This window comes from Flavobacterium piscisymbiosum, from assembly GCF_020905295.1.
Classification (GTDB): Bacteria; Bacteroidota; Bacteroidia; order Flavobacteriales; family Flavobacteriaceae; genus Flavobacterium; species Flavobacterium piscisymbiosum.
This window is the reverse complement of sequence record NZ_JAJJMM010000001.1, coordinates 2,368,359-2,385,491: the sequence shown is the minus strand read 5'-3', so window position 1 is coordinate 2,385,491 and position 17,133 is coordinate 2,368,359. Positions and strand designations below refer to the sequence as shown.

At 33.4% G+C, this 17,133-nt stretch carries 10 protein-coding genes; 3 read left to right on the top strand and 7 right to left on the bottom strand.

Features of this window, described 5'->3' with window-relative positions; all coding sequences use genetic code 11:
- Window positions 1–69: 69 nt before the first annotated feature.
- Window positions 70–2,220 (bottom strand): RICIN domain-containing protein, encoded by a 2,151-nt coding sequence (locus tag LNP81_RS10555; RefSeq protein ID WP_230035648.1) that lies wholly within the window; start codon window positions 2,218–2,220, stop codon window positions 70–72.
- 383 nt (window positions 2,221–2,603) lie between these two features.
- On the opposite strand from LNP81_RS10555, the gene LNP81_RS10550 reads away from it, so the two are divergent.
- From LNP81_RS10550 to LNP81_RS10540, 3 genes are all read left to right on the top strand, one after another.
- Window positions 2,604–3,014, top strand: coding sequence for a group III truncated hemoglobin (locus LNP81_RS10550; protein ID WP_230035646.1), 411 nt, complete (start codon window positions 2,604–2,606; stop codon window positions 3,012–3,014).
- Window positions 3,015–3,107: 93 nt separating this feature from the next.
- Complete coding sequence (locus LNP81_RS10545) at window positions 3,108–3,554, top strand: hypothetical protein (protein ID WP_230035644.1); 447 nt, start codon at window positions 3,108–3,110, stop codon at window positions 3,552–3,554.
- Window positions 3,555–3,858: 304 nt separating this feature from the next.
- Window positions 3,859–5,616, top strand: a complete 1,758-nt coding sequence (locus LNP81_RS10540; protein ID WP_230035642.1) for an aromatic amino acid hydroxylase — start codon at window positions 3,859–3,861, stop codon at window positions 5,614–5,616.
- Window positions 5,617–5,770: 154 nt separating this feature from the next.
- On the opposite strand, the gene LNP81_RS10535 is transcribed toward LNP81_RS10540, so the two are convergent.
- The 6 genes from LNP81_RS10535 to LNP81_RS10510 form a co-directional block, all read right to left on the bottom strand.
- Window positions 5,771–6,400: a DUF4230 domain-containing protein gene (locus LNP81_RS10535; RefSeq protein ID WP_230035640.1), complete on the bottom strand. Its 630-nt coding sequence runs from the start codon at window positions 6,398–6,400 to the stop codon at window positions 5,771–5,773.
- Between the two features lie 225 nt (window positions 6,401–6,625).
- A complete protein-coding gene (tamL, locus tag LNP81_RS10530) occupies window positions 6,626–8,944 on the bottom strand; it encodes a translocation and assembly module lipoprotein TamL (protein ID WP_230035638.1) in 2,319 nt (772 codons plus the stop codon).
- Window positions 8,928–14,027, bottom strand: a complete 5,100-nt coding sequence (locus LNP81_RS10525) for a translocation/assembly module TamB domain-containing protein (RefSeq protein ID WP_230035636.1) — start codon at window positions 14,025–14,027, stop codon at window positions 8,928–8,930. Before LNP81_RS10525 ends, tamL begins: the two co-directional genes overlap by 17 nt.
- Before the next feature lie 194 nt (window positions 14,028–14,221).
- Entirely contained in the window at window positions 14,222–15,181 is a 960-nt protein-coding gene (locus LNP81_RS10520; RefSeq protein ID WP_230035634.1) for a GSCFA domain-containing protein, read from the bottom strand.
- A gap of 97 nt (window positions 15,182–15,278) precedes the next feature.
- Window positions 15,279–16,043, bottom strand: coding sequence for a hypothetical protein (locus tag LNP81_RS10515; protein WP_230035632.1), 765 nt, complete (start codon window positions 16,041–16,043; stop codon window positions 15,279–15,281).
- Window positions 16,044–16,162: 119 nt separating this feature from the next.
- The gene (locus LNP81_RS10510) at window positions 16,163–16,987 is read right to left on the bottom strand and encodes a hypothetical protein (protein ID WP_230035630.1); all 825 of its coding nucleotides are present in this window, start codon (window positions 16,985–16,987) and stop codon (window positions 16,163–16,165) included.
- Window positions 16,988–17,133: the final 146 nt, after the last annotated feature.

Below are 17,133 nucleotides of genomic sequence, written 5' to 3'. Positions count from 1 at the left end.
CTGAATTTAAAATCAGACAGCCTTTTTCAAACCAAAATAAAATCACTAATTAAAATTCAAAATTGGTAATTATTTCTTTATCACTTTTTTAGAATATGTGCTTTTACTATCGTTAACTTTAACTACATAAATACCTTTTGGTAATTGCGAAATTTCTATTTCGGCTTCAGTACCAGTTGTAAAATCAACGCTTCTTTTTAAAACATTTTGACCTGAAGCATTGTAAACTTCGACTTGTCCTGAACCTGAATTTGGCGTATTAATTTTTAAATAGTTGTTTGTTATATTGATATAAAGAGAAAAATCAGATACGGTATTGGCCTCTTCTTCTACAGCAGCTTTCCTGGCTGCAGAAGCTTCAACCTGTACCAATTGCCATTGCTGATTTAATCCTCCCGTATACGCCCAAACCTGAATATTGGCTCCGTTTGCAGTAGAAACACTTTCGACATCCAATGATTTTCCGCTATTTACATTAATAATACTATAATAACCTCCGCCAAGATTGTTCACGGTCCATTTAAATTCATTTGAAGATGAGAATGCTCTTTGCTGTACTTTTATTCCATCGGCAGTACTATTACTTTCCGGAGCCAAATACAATCCTGTCGATTTTACAATGATATAGTAATTGCCGCTTCCGTCAGGAACAAACTTCCAACGTTGGTTACTTCCTCCTCCACCGGTAATATCATATTGCTGAATGCGTCCTCCGCTTGTAGTCGAATTATCTGCAACATCTAATCCTTTATTGCTGTTTCTTGAAATAATGTTGTAATATCCAGGCAAAGAAGATGATGGCGGCGATCCTGCAGACCAATTGAAAGTAACTGCTGATGAAGCGGGAACTGTATAATTAAATGCTGATGATCCTGAAACCACTTTTATCGTATTGGCCGATCCTGAATTGTAAACCACAAGTGCAATCGATCCGTCAGGATTTCTAAATCCGACAGTTTGAATTGTGCCGCTTGTACTTGAAGATGAAATTCTTACAGCGCCCGGTTTTACAAATTTTGAGATCTGACCAATAATATAATAAGCCACATTTTTAGTATAACTTGTACTATTATTTACTGTAACAGCTCCTAAACAACTGTTGCATCCTCCAGGAGTACGCGGTCCTAAACTTGGATTATTGGCCGCGTTCCATTCCAGAACTGTTTTTGACCAGTTATTGGTACTTCCAATCACGACATTTTGCATGTGCCAGCCAAAATCTCCGCTAAAACTTCCGCCTGATCCGGTGTATTGTTCTGTAAAATAAACATTTTTGTTTGTAGCATTTCGTACTGTTGACATGGCCGAAATATTTCCTAAATACAAATGAAACGCTGCACCATCAACATAACTGCTATTGTTTAAAACATCGATAGGATAAGCTGTATTGTCGCAATTATGATCAAAAGCGATGATTTTTATGTTTCCGTAACCTGCCGCAGCCATTTGAGGCCCAAGTTGCTGGTTAATAAAATTCTTTTGTTCTGTAGAATTCATTAGCATGCTTGGTTCATTATGGGGATTCTCTGGTTCGTTTTGAGGTGTGATTCCCCAAATTGAAATTCCCTGCGCTTGCATTGCTGCAAAATACTTTACAAAATATCTCGCGTAGGCGGCGTAATATTGTGTTTGTAAACTTCCGCCAATCCAGGAATTATTAGTTTTCATCCAGCGTGGCGCTGACCACGGAGTGGCTAATATTTTTATGTTTGGATTGATCAGCTTAATCTTTTTTATAATGGGAATTAAATACGTCAAATCTGGTCCGTTGAGACTGAAATTATTCATATTAACGTCTCCTGAAGTTTCGTTATAACTATAAGACGAACTGCTTAAATCAGAAGCCGCTATACTAATACGAACTACACTGGCGTTTAAGCCTGTAACAGGATTGTACAAATCATTTAATAATTGATTTTGCTGAGTCGCTGCCATTGCGCTTATTACTTCGCAGCTTCCTTCGGTAAGGGTATAACCAAATCCGTCCATGGTTTGGTAGGTTGTTCCGGCATTTATCGTAATTGTAGAAGGATTAGTTCCTGAATTTGTCCCGAAACTTACTGTAGATTGCTGCTGTAATAATCTTGTCTGATCACCTGATGTGATAAAAGGTGTTACTGTTTGGGCATTTGTTTTGATAATAACGAAAAGCATTATAATAATGACCTGAGTCAAAATTGCTTTTACCCGATTTGTAGGTTTGTGAGTAGTTTTGTGCATTTTTTTAAAGTTTTGTGGTTTTTAGATAGTTAATTTTTTGTCATTTTATTATGATTATTTTTATTAAAACGCATCTAAATTACATCAATCTTTCACGAAATCGATATAACTGAGACTTTACAAATACACATCATTTGTAAAAATTACCTTAACAAAAACTCATCTTTTATTTTTCCAAATAATTAATTATCAATTACTTATACTCTAAAAAATCACAAAACATTACTTTTATATTTTATTACACAAATAAATATTTTAAAATCAAGCTTTTAGATCATCTTCTAAATACCCTATCCTGTTATAAAATTTTCACAAATGATAAATCTCATAGAATAAACTTAGAGTTATAGCTTATTTTTGCGGTTTATATAATTACTAAAAATATGGAGACGCTTAAAGATATTTCGAACTTAGAAGACATTAAACAAATGGTGAACAGCTTTTATGCAAATGTTCGAAAAGATGAGCTGATTGGTCCTATCTTTAATGACAAATTGCTAGATCGCTGGGAACCTCATCTGCAAAAAATGTACGGATTCTGGCAAACTATTTTATTTGATGTAAGAGCTTATTCAGGAACTCCTTTTCCGCCACACAAACAATTACCTGTAGATAAAACGCATTTTGACCGCTGGATTGCAATTTTTAATACCACAATCGATGCACAATTTGTCGGCCCAATAACCGAAGAAGCTAAAATGCGTGCTGCAAATATGGCCTATATGTTCAGCCACAAAATTGAATATTTTAGAAATGCTGAAAACGAACTGAGAAATACATCAGGTAAATCTTAAAAATATTCAAGATTTAGATTGGATACTATTTTTTATTAAATAAATTTGATTTGAAAATACTGCTAAAGCCAAATCAAAAACAATTTAATTAAAATGAAAAAAGTTATCCTGTTCTTTACAATCTGTTTCTCTTTTTTAAGTCATTTGAATGCACAATCTCAAGCTCCGGTTTCTAATTTATACAAAGGAACTATTGATGGAAAAACACCCATAACTCTTTATATCAAAACAGAAGAAAATCCATGTACTGCTGATTTGATGTTTGCCTCAATGTATCGCTACAATAAATCAAGCAAATGGATTCAAATTTATCCCACGCAGAACAAAAAGGCTGAAAATGAATTTGTAATGGTCGAACATGATTTTAGCGGTGTTTTAATTTTAAAGAAAACGGGAAATACTTTTTCAGGTTTATGGATCAGCCCTGATACTAAAAAGCAATTGAAGGTAGATTTAAAAGAGGCTTCAATGACTAAAAAAGAAGTTGAAAGCTATGAAAAGACAATGGAAAGAGTGAGTTTTGACAATAACGACTGCTAGAATTTTCACTTTTATATTAATGCTTCAAAATCTATAAAATCAAAACAACTCTTGCGCAAAAAAATAATATCTTCTGAAAACTAAAGTCCTAGCCCTGATAGAAGCGGCATCCTTTTGTGGCGGGGTTCGCCACAAAAGATATAGCGGATAGCAGGAAACAGCTCCTAAAAACTACACAGGCTCTTAAGACAAACTTCACGAAAAACGCAATAATAAATCATTTCGAATAAAAAAATTGTAACGAATAGCAAAAAATAGCGGTCTTAATTCGTAATTTTACATTCTAATCTACAACGTTTTCGAAATGAATGCAAGTATTGAAACAAACCCGTTATTAGAGCGATTGCCTAAACATTTAAAGCAATTTATTAAACCTCAGGATTATAGCGATTACACTCCTATAAATCAAGCTGTTTGGCGTTATGTAATGCGTAAAAATGTAGATTATTTATCGAAAGTTGCGCATAGTTCGTATCTAGACGGATTGCGTAAAACGGGAATCGAAATTGATTCGATCCCAAGTATGTACGGGATGAACAGAATTCTGACCGAAATTGGCTGGGCTGCTGTTGCCGTTGATGGGTTTATCCCGCCCAATGCTTTTATGGAATTTCAGGCGTATAATGTTCTGGTTATTGCCTCGGATATTCGTCAGCTTGAACATATTGAATATACGCCTGCGCCGGATATTATTCACGAAGGTGCCGGCCATGCTCCTATTATTGCAAATCCTGAATATGCTGAGTATTTGAGACGTTTTGGTGAGATTGGCTGTAAAGCGATTTCATCACACAAAGATTATCAGATGTATGAAGCGATTCGTTTGCTTTCGATTTTGAAAGAGGCTGAAGATACACCGCAAGAAAAAATCGATGAAGCCGAAAAAGCGGTTGCCGATTTACAGAATAATATGGGAGAATTGTCTGAAATGGCCCAGATTCGAAATCTGCATTGGTGGACGGTTGAATATGGCTTGATTGGAACGGTTGAAAACCCAAAAATATATGGTGCCGGATTACTTTCGTCTATTGGTGAAAGTGCCTGGTGCATGACAGATAACGTAAAGAAAATTCCTTATGATATCTCGGCTGCGAATCAAAATTTTGATATTACGCAGTTACAACCTCAACTTTATGTAACGCCAAATTTTTCTTATTTAAGTTTGATTTTGGAAGAGTTTGCGAATAAAATGGCATTACGTACGGGAGGTCTTTCGGGGATTCAGAAACTGATTCATTCGAATGCTTTAGGAACTATTGAGTTGAGTACGGGTTTACAAATTTCGGGAGTTTTTACTAATGTTCTGGAAGAGGAAGGAAAACCGGTTTACATTCAGACTACCGGAAAAACAGCTTTATCGTACCGTGAAAAAGAATTGGTGGGTCACGGAACTTTGACGCATCCGGAAGGTTTTGGAAGTCCGATTGGGAAACTGAAAGGCTTTAATCTTGCGATTGAAGATATGAGTCCGAAGGATTTACAGGCTTATTCTATTGTTGAAAATGAAACCGTAAAACTGGAATTTGAAGGTAATATTATTGTTGAAGGCGAAATTATAACCGGATCAAGAAACTTACATGGAGAAATTATCCTGATTAGTTTTAGAAATTGTACGGTAACGCATGGCGAAACAATTTTGTTTCAGCCGGAGTGGGGAAATTATGATATGGCAATTGGTAAAAAAGTGGTTTCTGCTTTTTCCGGTCCAGCCGATGTGAATAGTTTTGATTTGATTAATTCTGTTCCAAAAACAACTACTATTAAAGCCAAACATACGGACGAACGTGATGATCTTGAGGTTTTATATCAAACGGTTCGTATGATTAGAGAAAACAAAGATTCTAAATCTGAATTGAAAGCTGTTTTTGAAAAACTTCAAAAAAACCATTCTAGTGATTGGTTACTTTCTGTTGAAATTGCTGAGCTTTTGAAGGATTCAAACGAAGACCAGCTTTTACAGGAAGTCTTGGTTTATTTGGATCAATTGAAAGTAAAACGTCCTGAAGTGGCGCATTTGATTGCTGGTGGATTGGATTTGATTTTCGATAAGAAAGCGGTTTAATTTACTGCCCGAAATTTTTTTTTAATCTCGCAAAGACGCAAAGTTTTTAACTTTAAGTTTTTTTCTTTGTGACTTTGCGACTTTGCGAGATTCTTTATTTAGCCACTTTATAATCTATAAAAAAAACTTTGTGTCTTAGCGCCTTCGTGGCAAATCACAACTTCAAATCTTCATTAAAATCCTTATCAGATTCTATTGTTTTTCCTTCATATTGCAATTTCCACCCCATTGAATTGGTTAGGATTAAAATCTTAGATAATTCGCTGATTAATCTGTTTTGAGCGTTGGTTTTTAGTGTCGATTTTTCGATTTTCTTGGCCAGATTTGCTTTTACTGATTTGTTGATTTTATTGTAATCTTCTCCTGTAAACGGATTCAGTTTGCTTTGTTCTACATCATAGAATTGAATATCAGGATTGATGGTTATTTCTTCTTTCGGAATATTTAGAATGGTGATGGTTTTGTTTTTTTCGTCGATATCGTATTTCATTTTATGCAAATCGTAGGCAACGGTAACATTTGCATTTACGACAACAAGGGCTTTCTTTTCAAAAGAAACCATATCCATCAAATATTTCTGTTGGTTTTTGTAGGTGATGACTTCTGAGAAATGTCCTTCGGTGACTACCAGTTTACCAACATTAAGGATTTGTTGCTGAATAAGATTGGTATTATAATCAATAGTAGAATCGTCGTCTTTTTTGAACTCGCAATATTTGAAACCCAGAACTATTACAAGTACGAGCGCAGCTAAAACTATTATTCTCTTTATTAAATTTTGCATTCTATTATTTTATTAGACCAATTTACTTCTTTTTCTAAGAGGATAAAAGTTTTTGACTAGGAAGTTTCTTTGTCATAAAGTTTTTTTTTCGCCACAAATTTCACAAATTTTCACAAATTCATAGTTTGCGCATAATAATCAATTTTAAGAATTTTAAATTCACGCCATTAATAAATTATACACAAAGTATTAGCGTAAATTCGTGTAATTCGTGGCTAACTTTCTCTAGAACGGATATCCAATTGCGATGTTTAAAATCAGGTTGTCTTTTCTCCACGGTCCGCTTCCGAAATTAATATCATCGATAACCCATCTTTGACCGTCTGGTAAATCAGGTCTGCGCAATGGAAAAGCTAAATCGGTTCTTAGAACCAGAAAAGACAAATCAAAACGCAATCCGGCTCCGGCTCCAACAGCAATATCTTTCATAAAGTCTTTGGTAATTTGTCCACCCGGTTTATTGGGATCAGCGTTTAGCAGCCAAACATTTCCCGCATCTACAAATACAGCTCCGCGAACGATGCTAAAAAGTTTTGCTCTATATTCTGTACTAAATTCCAATTTTAAATCTCCTGACTGATCTGGCAAATATGAATTGTCTGTTACCGTATTTACATAACTTCCCGGCCCCAGAGATCTGGCTCTGAAGGCACGAATACTATTGGTTCCTCCTACTACAAATTGTTTTGATGTTGGCAATGCACCAGAATTTCCGTATGGAAGTCCAGCCCCAATAATAATCCTACTCGCCCATTCACTTTCTTTACTTAATTTTAAATAATGTCTGAAATCAGCTCTTATTTTTACAAACTGACTAAACGGAACATCGAAAATTTTTATCGTATCGTTCTTTCTTACATTTGCACCTGTAGCCAAACCCGTAATATTTCCTGCTAAATCTAATTCGCCATTAAAATAGAAAGTATTCTTTTTACGTTTTTGCATAGTGTTCGTATACGTATATGAATACGTTGGACCAAAAATTAATTGCTTTTCAATTACTTTTCCTAAAGATGCATCTTCCTTAATATCTTCCCTATATTCTGCCGTTACATTATTGGGACTTACATAGGTAACATCAATAATATTCAACTGGTGTTCTTTTCTAACATTCTCTTTCCATTGATAACCAAAGGATGTTTTAAACGAATTCAAAGCATAGAGTTGCGTTCTGTTTTGATATTCGTATCGTACTGTTGCTTTGGTTCTTGGTACATATTCGCTATTTCCTTTAACATGAAAAAACGGAACAATAAATCTGGGCCATGTCAAACTAGTTTCTGTTCCCAGTTTGTATATGTTTTTCCCGTTATTGGTTCCCGAAAGCTGAAAATCAGCTCCTCCAAAAACAGATACGGTAAGCAATTCTGCACCACGAAAAAGGTTTCGGTTGTTCCAGTTTACGTTCACTTCTGTTCCTGTATAACTTGCTGAGTTTGTTTTTCCTAAAACTTCTACACGAATAAATTTCTTAGGTAAAAGTGTTAAGTAGTAATACGAATCTAATGCGTTTTTTATACTGTCTGATGGTTTGAATTCATTTTTTACAAAACTAAAGGTGCCCAGATTTACAAAACGGTTCAAGGTCAGATTATGATCTTTTCTGTTGTATACATCTCCTTTTTTGAAATAAATCGATCTATCAAAAACTCTGGGTTTAAACGTATTTGCCGTATCAATAATAGTAAAATCCTTATATTGAAGAATATCTTTCTGAGTGTATTTTACACTGTCTTTCGAAACTGTAAAATTAGGATATACTACAATTTTATTAATCTTATATGCGGTCAAAGCTTTTGGTGGCGCATCTGCTTTTATTACCAGCCTTATTTTTACTTCATGATCACCTTTACTGCTGTCTACCTGAGCCAGAAGATAATCGGGATTAAAATAATAATATCCTTTTTCTTTCAGCCTTGCATCTATCCTTTCTCTTTCTGCTTTTATAATATCAAGATCATACGGTTTTCCTACTTTCAACAAACTTCTTCGGCTTGATCTTCCAATTATTCTTGACATCGCCAGAGAATCATCCGGAAAAATTACACTTTTTATAATGTATTGTTTTTTGGGTGTAACGGTATATTCTGCTGTTACTCGTTTGTTACTTACAGTCGAATCTGCACTGACACGAGTTTTAAAATAACCACGATTTTCAGTAAAATTTCGTAAAACCGATGCATTATAATCTAAATCGACTTTACTAAAAAGTACTGGCGGTTCGCCTACTTTATTGCGCAGCCAATATCGAATTCCTTTTTGCTTTTTAGGTTCTCCTGCAATATTGTAAATCCATAATTTAGGGCGTAAACCAAATATTTGCTTATTGGGTTTTGGACGCAATAAATCTTCCAGTTCTTTCTCCAGTGCTTTTCTGTCTTTCTTTTTTATAATAGAATCTTTTACTGTCACAGAACCTCCTGTGTACAATAAATCTCCTTCAGGCAAATATTTTGTACTGCTGCATCCAAAAACAAAAAATAAGGATAGCACTATAAAATATTTTACATATCTAATGTTCATATTGCTATGTCTTTTGCTCATTTCCTTCAATTTTATTTTCTTCGTTTTCTTCTTTTTTCTTCTCTTCTTTTTCTTTTTGCTTTCTTTTTTCGTTGCGCAATTTCTCTTCTTTTATCATTTCCTTTTCGGCTGCACTACGATGAAAAAGTTCTCTGAATTTATTATAACTCATCGTGATAATAAAAGCGACTCCGGTCTCAACTACCTGTCCTTCTACCGCAACCTGATATTCATTTTTTCTATACGCACGAAGCATGTATCGTCCGTCTTTGGTTAGTTGATAATCTAATGCAACATCTCCGGCAATATTGGTACTTTCTTCATTGGCGCGTTCCTGTCCTTCGACTGCAAAACTGCTTCCTACGGTTACTTTTAACCTGTCGTTTAATAGTTTTTTAGAAACCCCTACATTTAGATCGGTTCTGTTTTCTCTGGTTCCTGTTGTATAATCATCTGTTGATTCCAGGTCGAATTCAAGCTGAACTCCGGTAATTAATTCTCCCGCCAAATCATTTAATTGTTGCGAAAGTATTTTACTCACACTTTGTCTGGCTAAGGATTCTGCACTTGTTCCGCCGCTTTCGCTTGCAAATGGATTTTCTCCGATGAATCTATTCAATAATAATAGCGCAAAAACCTGTTTGTTTAATTCTGCTGGTTCTTGTCGTAATTGTTCCAATTTGGTTTGCGTAAGCGATACAACATCTGTAGAAACATCATAATTTCCGTCCGGAAGTACGATATCAAAAGTAATTTCCGGTTTTAAAAGTTCACCATTCATTTTCAATAAGGTCTGAAAAGGAATTTTTTGTTTATAGGTATTTCTCACCGTCGGATTGTCTGTTGGTAATTGATTGCCAAGCAAATCTATCGGCGCTGTTTCTACTTTATAAATAGCCGTAATATTCAAAGTTGCCATTGTAGGTTCTCCATTCCAGGTAATAGAACTTCCTTTTTGAATATCAAATTTTCGTCGGATCATATTGAAATTCATTTCGTATGCACCTTCAGAAAACTCGTATTTACCTGTTAAGGTCGTTTTACCTGACGGATCTATTCCTCCTGTAAGTTGTGCCTCACCTTTTAGATTCAGGTAATCCCCGTTTCCTTTGTCGATCACCAATGTCAGTTCTGCTTCTTTATCGATAGCGATTTCAACGCTTACATCCATACCAATCAACTGCGATTGATTTAACTGATTTTCCATTGCAACAGTTTGCTTCAATAACATATTATCTTCATCAACAAACTCTACAATACCTTCACGATCTGCGATTGAAGGATCTGACTGCGGCAGTACAACCGTAAAATTGGTTTCTTTATTAATTTTTATCGTTCCATCGATAACCGGGCTGTCAAGATTTCCTTTAATATTTAGTTTTGTGTCTAAAAACATATCACCATAAAACAAATCATTATCGGCTTCTTTAGAATGTATTGCTCTAAAATCGTCTGCCGTAACTACTAAACCAAAGTTATATACTTTGAAATCCGGAGACTGAATCGTTCCGTCTACAGATAATTCGTTGTCGTTTTCGTCTTGAAGTGTGAACTTATCAAAAGTGATTACATCATTATTAAAGGTGATTTTTTCCTTATCTGTTTTGAAAAATGAATTCAGTTGCGTGATTCTAAATCCTGTATCATTAAAATTTAATTCGCCCGAAACTTTTGGACTTGATGCATTGCCTACAATCTTGAAATTTCCTGATAAATATCCCGTTCCATCGGTAACATTACCCATTGTAAAGCCCTGGATACTTTTGATATACAACTTATTCAAATCTAAATTAAAATCAAGATTTCCATCGTCTATTTTGTAATTTCCGGTCAGGTTTACTTCGTTTCCTTCTCCGGTCAATGCTACATTTGCATTCAGTAAATTGTCTGTTTTATTATCTACTTTTACGGTAATATCTCCAACCGGTTCTCCTTTAAAAGCAAACTGATCTATTTTTAAATCTGATGTAAAAGTAGGTTTGGTCATTACATTTTCGACCACTGCATTACCATTAATCAAACCTTGCATTAAAATTTCATCTTTTTTGACGATATTCATAATCGTCTCAATTTTAAAGTTTACAAATTCAACTTTTAACGGCGCATTATCCTGCTCTCCCTGAGATTGTATTTTTAATTCGTTTCCGGAATTTGCCAGATAAAATTTATTGATATACAATCTTTTTCCTCCAAACTCAATTACATTTTCAGGATCAATAGTCCATTTATCATAATTCAGTATAAAGTTTTCAGCATCGATTTTAAAGATATTTTTAGAATCTTCCGTTTTAAATTCTCCGGCAATAAAATACTGTTGTTTGTCTTTTACATCTTTTACTTCAAGTGCATAAGTCAAAAGATTATTCTCGACTTTTCCTGATAAACTAGTAAACGGAATTTTTAAAGATCCGCTTTCGATCGTTGCTACAGAAACCATATATTCTAAAGCATTTTCTTTGGCCTCGATATTTATTTTTCCGTCAGAAATGGTATTATCAGCATATACAATTCTTGGGATTGTACCTTTTACTTCTAATGAATCTGTTACGTTATTGTATTTTCCTGTAATATTGATAGGTTCTAAACCTGTTAATTTGGGAACTAGTTTAAAAAGTATCGGGTCATTATCTATTTTTAAAGTAAAGGCCAAACGTTGTTCATCTGATTCTCCGTTTACTTTCGGATTTTTCAAATCGATATATTTCGATAATGATTTTTTTATCGCTGCCGTAAGTGTTGTCAGTTTGTATTTCCCATCAACTTCAGCCTTTAAAAACTGAGAAGAAATTTTAATATTATTTCGATTATTATCAGCAAAAGCAATTACGCGAACAGAATCCAGAACAATTGGTTCTGCAGATTGCAAAACCTGAACGTTCGACAGAAACACTTTTCCGTTAAGAAAATCAGGATTACTATTGGCAATATCCGCATCTACATTACCTCTCAATTTCATTGGTCCGGCATGAAGATTCAACTTTTCTAAATCGGCAATATCAAGGTTTAATTTTAATTTTATTGATGGATATTTATCTTGTGTATTTCCGCTAGCAACCAAGTCAAAATTCAAATTTGGATCTTTCATTCCTGATTTTACGTCGAATGAACCGTTTGCGATATTTCCTTTTAATGCTAAATCTTTGTAAGTATATCTATTGAAAACAGCTTTCTGAACCAATCCGTCAAATTGGGCACGAGCTGTTTTTGGGTCTAAACCATTTCCTTTTACTTTCGCTTTAAGCGTAATTTTCCCAATCGAATCGTTTTTGATCAATCGCCCTAAATCAAAATCTAACAGATAAACCGTCGCATCGTATTTCTCTTTTTTCTTAACACGCTGATCAAATAAACCATCCACTTTTGCATTTCCGAAACTACTGTTTAAAGCCAGATTGGTTTTGAAATTTTGAACAGATCCTTTAAATTTTCCCTGCAAATTTAATTGAGAAGGCAACTGAATATTTTTAGGGATTGTTCCTGTTGGCACAAACGAATATATATCTTTAGAAGTACTTGAAACTTTCTTAATATCCAGATCGTAATACGCTTTTTGAGCATCCGGTAATCCTTTTATTTTCCCCGAAAGGGAAACCTTTGTCGTTCCTATTCCGCTCATTTCGAATTGCGGAATATCAAGGTCTTTTATTTTTCCGCTCAGGCGTGTATTCAAATACAAAATTGCATTTGGATTACTTTTAAACGGATTTGTTTTTTGTAAATCCGGAACGAAAAGCAAAATATCTTTGAACCCAATTTTCGACTGATTTAAATTCGCATCCAGAGAAAGATTTCCTAAATCTTTAGAAATCGTTGCAATCGAAGAATAGGCTACTTTAACTTTGTTTTGCAATAAAGTTTGAGGCGTTTTTAAATACAAATCATTCAGATACGCATTTTTAGGTCCGTAAAAGAAATTGGTTTTTAAAGATTGAATCTGTAATCCGCTTTTATCGTTTGCGGTTAAAGCTTTTATATTTCCTGAAATAGTATCGTTTCCGTAGTATAATTTTTCTGCTTTAAAATTCAGTTGATCCAAATCTAAATGACTGTAATCAATTCCTTTTAAAACGGGTTTCGATTGCATATCATCAAATTTGAAAGCAACATCCTGTATATCGATATCATTCAGTTTTACTTTCCAGCCTGCTTGTTTAATGGCAGTTGAATCTAAATTGGGTGTTTTTATTTGTTTGTCTTTTGTACCTAATCTCAGGTTTCCTTTTAGATTTTTTAGTTCGAAAGTATCGAAATCCAACAACTGATTGTTCAGATCGATTTTGTTTACCGATAAATCAAGATTACCGAGTTTTATTCCTGAATCTAATTTTGAATCTTTATTATCATAAGCAATGTCAATTTTAGACAAACTGATTTTGCCTAATTTTAGATTGAAATCTTTTCTTTTCGAAATAGTGTCAACGGTTTCTACCGAAACTTCGGCAATTTTTTCTACTGCATCCTGATCTAAAACCAATTTTAATCCGTCTAATTTAATGTTCGGAATATCAAAATTCATTTTATCCAAATCGAATTCCTTGAATTTGGTATCGAAATGTGTTAGATTCACCTTGACATCATTCTTCGAAAAATCATCTTTAAAACTGAATTTCACATTATCCAAATTCACTTTTACAACTGATATCTTGAATGGTTTCGCATCAGGATCTTCCACTTTTGGCTCTTTTGATTCGAAAGCTTTTATGATGTAATCGAAATTGAAAACGCCGTCTTTATTTCTCGAAATATTCGCATTCACATTTTCAAGTGAAACCGAATTGATTTCTAATTCGCTGCTTACCAGTTTAAACAAATCGACATCAACCTCTAAACGTTTACCAGCCAGTAAAGTATCTTTTTTTTGGTCTTCAAAATAAAAACCTTCCAAAACTATATCTTTCGGGAATTTAATCGAAATATGATCTAATGAAACTTTGGTTTTAATCTTATTATGAAGATAGGTAATCGCTTTGTCCTTCGCATAATTTTGAATAGACGGAACCTGAATTAAAACAATTAAAAGTAATAAAAGTGCAATGATAGAAACCACGCACCAAAGAAGTATACGTAGTGTTTTTTTAAGAAAATGAATGGGTTTCTTATTCATACGTCAATAAAACACGATTAGATTAAAGTTGCGTTATTATAAAGCTGTATTTATACAGTTTACAAAATTGAGAATTTTAAACTTTAACAATTTACATAATTACGCTCAATTATTCTAGAATTTTACTCACAAATAATTATTTTCTTACTTTTGAATATCCCACGAAGGCGCTAAGACACAAAGAAAAGTTAACTTTAAAACTTAATGTGCTTCCATTTTTCCTGAATACTGCTTATCTTCTGTTGAAGTTTAGTTAAGAATTTCTGATGTTGTTCGGAATCCGGATTGAAGCTTCTGTGTCGGAGACTTTTTTGTATTTCTGAAACTTCCTGCATGGTCGAAATACTCTCTTCTGAAATATAGTTTTCACTGAATTTATGCCAGATATAATCGATTGCTACCTGATTAGGATGCAACATATCCTCGGTATAAAAACGATAATCGCGAAGTTCATCCATCATGATTTCGTAAGAAGGGAAATAATTATGAGTTATGAGTTGTGAGTTATGAGTTTTTAAAACCTCATGAAGACCCGCAAACAAATGTGATTTACTTAATTGATTTTCTGCAAAACCATCTTTGATATGTCGTACAGGCGAAACGGTAAAAATGAAGTTTATGTTTGGGTTTAAAACCTGAATTAAATCTATTGTATTCTGGATACTTTTTTGAATTACTTCAACAGGCAATAATTCTTTTGAGAATTGCTTTTGCGGCACTTTATGGCAATTGGCGACGATTTCATCACTTTCTATATTTCTATAAATCCAGGAAGTTCCGTACGTAATGATAATGTGCGTGGCTTCTTTTAAGTGTTTATAGGTTTCTGAAATAGCTTTATTCAACGTTTCCAGCAATTCTTGTCGGTCTGAATTACTTAAATCAGAATGAACTTCGTAACTATGCCAGCGCTCGTTATAAAAGAAGACATCTTTCTCTGTATAAAATTCTTCCTTAACTATTCTTTGAATTATTTTTTCGATCGACACTGGATTAAAAATAATCCCAAACGGATTTGTTGAGTTTTGAAATTTAAAGTAATCGAATTTCTCCGCCATATTTTCTGCAAAACAGGAACCAAGAGAGATCACTTTCGAATTATAATCGATTGGATTATTGGTTTTAGAAATTGGTATTTGGGTTCTGAATTGCATGGCTTTTTATTTAAACACGAATTTCACCAATTTTCACGAATAAAAAAACCAAATACAGAAGTATTTGGTTTTTATTCAATCTTTAAATATTCAAAGGCTAGTATGTATATTCTGTTATTTCATCACTATCAGAATCATCTGTTTGAGTTTGCTTTGTAGGATATCCTTTTGCATCGTATTCGTAAACACTATTAAAAATATTAGTTGTAATTTCCTCTCCCCGTGTGTAAACAGTTGTTAGTTTTGTTACATTATTTAAACTAGCGCTAGTTTCATGATCAATAAGTAAATTAAATCCTAATATATTTTTAAAAGGATTATTTTTAGCATCATATTCATATGTTTTAGTATACGAATATGAATCGAAAACCTCTGTTTTCTTCGTTAGGTTTCCATTTGTATAAATTAAAACACCTTCTGAGCTTTTTGTTTCTACTTTTGTCGTCGGGTCAACAGAATAATTCACAAAAGATATTGTTCCATTTGTGTTATAAGTGTATACTCTTTTAGAAATATAGGTTCTATCGCTCGCAATTTCAGTTAATACATCTGTTTTTAATTTTCCACTTTCATACGTAAGTTCATTTATAGAACTAATATTCCCTTCTTCTGCAAAATCTTCAATTTTAGAGATAACATCTCCAGTATAAGTGTACACTTCTTTATCATTTGCTGTATAACCAGCAGTTACTATCTTATTTCCGTTATACGTTATTGTTGAAAGATCATTGTCACCCGGAGAATCAGAATATTTATAACTAACTATTGTAGGCAGAATGGTATCTGATCCGTTTTCGGAATCACTAGAACAAGAAGCCAGCGTTAAAGCAGCTACTACAAAAAGGCATAATTGTTTTTTCATTTTTGATTAGTTAATTTATTAACGCTGCAAACATACTATAACATTCAATCAAAACCTTACGGGATTCCACATTAAAAGCACGTAATGATTTCGATAATTTCAGCAAAAAAAAAATATTCTTAATAACTATAACCAATTACATCTGTAAATTCATCTGATCTCTTTTTTGTTGGATATCCATTTTCATCGTACTCATAAGTTAGTTTTTCAACATAAGTTTCTACACCCACTTCGGAAGTTACGGTTGTAATTTTTTCGGAAATATTATTAAGTCCAAAATCATTAATTCCAAAATCTCCATTAGACATATCATGTCCGCTAAATATTCCTCCTTCTAATAAAATAAGATCTAATCCTAAAATATTCTTTAGCGGATTGTTTTTATTATCATACTTATATTCATAGACATATTTATAATAAGGATTCAAGTCAGAATATTCTGTTTTGCTCTTCACTAAATTACCGTTTATAAAAGTTAAAGTATGTGTACCATCTTCCGGCTCACCAAGATTTTCATGACGGTATATTTTATAAGAAATTGTATTATCACTATTGTGGGTGTATACTTTTTTATAATAAATGCCTTCTAATTGTGTAGGTAAAAAATAACTTTCTTCTTTTAGTTTTCCATTATCATAAGTATACAAAATAGTACTAAATAATTGATCATCTGTAAAACCTTCTGTCTTAGTAATTAAGTTACCCGTATAAGTAAAAACTGTTTTCATAATGCGCCCATAAGCAAGACATGAAGCGCTCACAATTTTATTCCCGTTATATATTAACGTATTAACATCGATATTTTCCCCATTTTCTCCCTGATAGGTTATGCTTTTTGGAGTTATCATACTAACGGGCACAACTGGCTCGTTATTATCATCATTAGAGCAAGATGTAAGTACTAACAAAGAAGTGGCTAAAAAGTAAAATAATTTCTTTTTCATAATGTTTTTATTTAATTGATTATTAAACAAAAAGAAACATTAAAAAAAAGAACAACTATCTGTATAAGTTTCATTACTAATAGTATAAGGCACATTTAATACATAAATCAGGTAACTAATAAAATTAACATTTTTAATAACATAAA